We start from the raw sequence: 2691 nt of genomic DNA on the forward strand, positions 1-2691 counted from the left end.
GCCAATAACCGTGAGGGCGTGCCTGAGCGGCCCACCGCCGACGCCTGGGACCGGATCGAGGAAAGCCTCGACACACTGATCCCCGCCAGCGCCAATCAGCCCTATGACATGCACGAACTGCTGTCGAAGGTGGTCGACGAGGGCGACTTCTTCGAGGTCCAGCCTGCGCACGGCGCCAACATCATCATCGGCTTCGGTCGGATCGAGGGACGCACGGTCGGCTTCGTCGCCAACCAGCCGATGGTGCTGGCGGGCGTGCTCGACATCAATGCCAGCCGTAAGGCGGCGCGCTTCGTGCGCTTCTGCGACGCGTTCGAGATTCCGATCGTGACCTTCGTCGACGTGCCCGGTTTCCTGCCCGGCACCGCCCAAGAGCATAACGGCATCATCAAGCATGGTGCCAAGCTGCTCTTCGCCTATGCCGAGGCGACGGTCCCGAAGGTCACGGTCATCACCCGCAAGGCTTACGGCGGCGCCTATGACGTGATGGCATCCAAGCACTTACGCGGCGACCTCAACTATGCCTGGCCGACCGCCGAGATCGCGGTGATGGGGGCGAAAGGCGCGGTCGAGATCATCTTCCGGGGCAAGACGCCCGAGGAGATCGCCGAGCGAACGGCCGAGTACGAGGCGCGGTTCGCCAACCCGTTCGTCGCGGCCAGCAAGGGCTTTGTCGACGAGGTGATCCAGCCGCATTCGACCCGCAAGCGGATCGCCTTGGGCCTGCGCAAGCTGCGCAACAAGGACCTCGCGAACCCGTGGAAGAAACATGACAATCTGCCGTTGTGACGCTTTTTCTGAAGGAGGCTTTGGATGAAGAAGCTACCGCTTTCCAAGCAGATCACCTTCGCGTTGATCGTCGTCGGTGTCGCGATGCTGACGTCGTTCCTTCTGGCCCTGCTGCGATCGGCTGCGGCCGGTCAAAGTGGCCAGCCGCTACCTTCGCCGCTCATCGGCTTGACGCTGGGTATCGTCGCGGGGGCGGCCTATCTGGGTTTGGCCGGGAACAGGAAGGTCGCCTTGGCCAGCGACGATAGTCGAAAGGCGGCATTGGAACCCGTAACGGACGGTACGGCGCGGCTGATCGTCTTCCGCAACGGCTTTTATGGCAAGCTGGCGGGCATCGACGTCATGGTGGATGGGGCGACGCGCGCGCAGTTGAAAAGCCCGCGCTTCGCTGTCCTGCCGCTGACGCCCGGCGTCCACGAGGTCGGTGCACGTGTGCAGGGCAAGGACGCCCAACCGCTGACCTTGACCCTCGCTCCCGATGAAACGATCGTCGTGGAGCTATCCACCGGCCTGAAAGGCCCGGCCCTGGCTCCGGCGGGACCGCTGGCGACCATGCGCGATACGCTCGCCGCTATTCCGATGGTGCAATCATGACCCTGGGCCGCCTCAACCATATCGGCATCGCCACCCCTTCGATCGAGAAGACGGCAGAGACCTATCGCCACCTCCTGGGCGCCGACGCGATCGGCGCACCGTTCAACCTGCCGCCGCAGGGCGTGCGGGTGTGCTTCATCGACGCGCCCAACACCCAGATCGAGCTGATCCAGCCGCTCGACGACACCTCGCCCATCGCCAACTTCATCAAGAAGAATCCGGCGGGAGGGCAGCACCATCTGTGCTTCGAGGTGGCGGACATTCCCGCCGCCGTCGCCGAACTTCAGGCCAAGGGTGCCACGTTGCTGGGCCAGCCGCGTATCGGCGCGCACGGCACGCCGGTCGTCTTCCTCCACCCGCGCGACATGGGCGGGGTGCTGGTCGAACTGATGGAAACACCGGGAGAGGGGCATTGAGCGAGCCCATGCTGCTGGCCGAGCGTCGGGGCGGCGTTCTGGTCCTGACACTCAACCGTCCCGAGCGCCTGAATGCCGCGCCGCCCGAACTGTTCGATCGGATCGGCGAGGCGCTGGCGGCGCGCGGCGATGCACGGGCCGTCCTGCTGACGGGTGCGGGCAAGGCCTTTTGTTCAGGGGCGGACATTTCGGGCGGCGAGATCGGCCCGGAGACGGTGCACCGCGCGCTGGTCGATCACTTCAACCCGCTGTTCCTGACGCTGGCCGACCTGCCCATTCCGGTGGTCAGTGCGGTGCGTGGCGCGGCGGCGGGAATCGGGTGCAGCCTCGCGCTCGCCGCCGATTTCTGCGTGGCGAGCGAGGGGGCCTATTTCCTCCACGCCTTCGTCAATATCGGCATGGTGCCCGATGGCGGGGCGAGCTGGATGCTGCCCCGCCTGATCGGTCGCGCGCGGGCGGCCGAGATGATGATGTTGGGCGAGCGCGTAGCTGCCGCCAAGGCGCTGGATTGGGGCATGATCCACAAGGTCGTCGCCGATGATGCGCTGGACGCCGAAGCCTTCGCGCTGGCCGAGCGGCTGGCGGCGGGGCCGAGCGTCGCACTGGGCCTGATGCGCCGGGCGCTGCATGGGGGCTTCGACAGCGACTATGCGACTGCGCTGGCCCGCGAGGCAGAAGACCAGCGAAGCGCCCGCGCGACGCAGGACGGCGAGGAGGGCGGCCGGGCCTTTTTCGAGCGGCGTCCACCGCGTTTCCTGGGTCGGTGAGACTTGCGCGCGAACGATGATTTCGCTCTAGTGAAAGAAAATAAGTAGCGCACGTAACGAATGGATGAGGAGTGGCCGATGGCCGAACGCCCTGACCTATCCGATTGGGGATCGCTTGCGTCACG

4 protein-coding genes are annotated in these 2691 nt (G+C 66.1%); all 4 read left to right on the forward strand.

Going from position 1 to position 2691, the window contains the following annotated elements; translation table 11 throughout:
• A partial coding sequence (locus tag SB4_RS10985) for an acyl-CoA carboxylase subunit beta (RefSeq protein WP_275044981.1) occupies window positions 1-789 on the forward strand: 789 nt, incomplete at its 5' end.
• A gap of 24 nt (window positions 790-813) precedes the next feature.
• A complete protein-coding gene (locus tag SB4_RS10990; protein WP_058752593.1) occupies window positions 814-1383 on the forward strand; it encodes a hypothetical protein in 570 nt (189 codons plus the stop codon).
• Complete coding sequence (gene mce / locus SB4_RS10995; RefSeq protein WP_058752594.1) at window positions 1380-1799, forward strand: methylmalonyl-CoA epimerase; 420 nt, start codon at window positions 1380-1382, stop codon at window positions 1797-1799. Before SB4_RS10990 ends, mce begins: the two co-directional genes overlap by 4 nt.
• Window positions 1800-1807: 8 nt before the next feature.
• Window positions 1808-2566 (forward strand): enoyl-CoA hydratase-related protein, encoded by a 759-nt coding sequence (locus SB4_RS11000; protein WP_193753798.1) that lies wholly within the window; start codon window positions 1808-1810, stop codon window positions 2564-2566.
• The last annotated feature ends 125 nt before the right edge of the window (window positions 2567-2691 follow it).

This window comes from Sphingomonas sanguinis (genome assembly GCF_001476905.1).
In the GTDB taxonomy this organism is placed as follows: domain Bacteria; phylum Pseudomonadota; class Alphaproteobacteria; order Sphingomonadales; family Sphingomonadaceae; genus Sphingomonas; species Sphingomonas sanguinis_B.

Bases quoted from the DNA above. Each gene is read 5' to 3' on its own strand.
- SB4_RS11000 (WP_193753798.1), top strand. From the start codon at position 1,808: ATGCTGCTGGCCGAGCGTCGGGGCGGCGTTCTGGTCCTGACACTCAAC.
- SB4_RS10990 (WP_058752593.1), top strand. From the start codon at position 814: ATGAAGAAGCTACCGCTTTCCAAGCAGATCACCTTCGCGTTGATCGTC.
- mce (WP_058752594.1), top strand. From the start codon at position 1,380: ATGACCCTGGGCCGCCTCAACCATATCGGCATCGCCACCCCTTCGATC.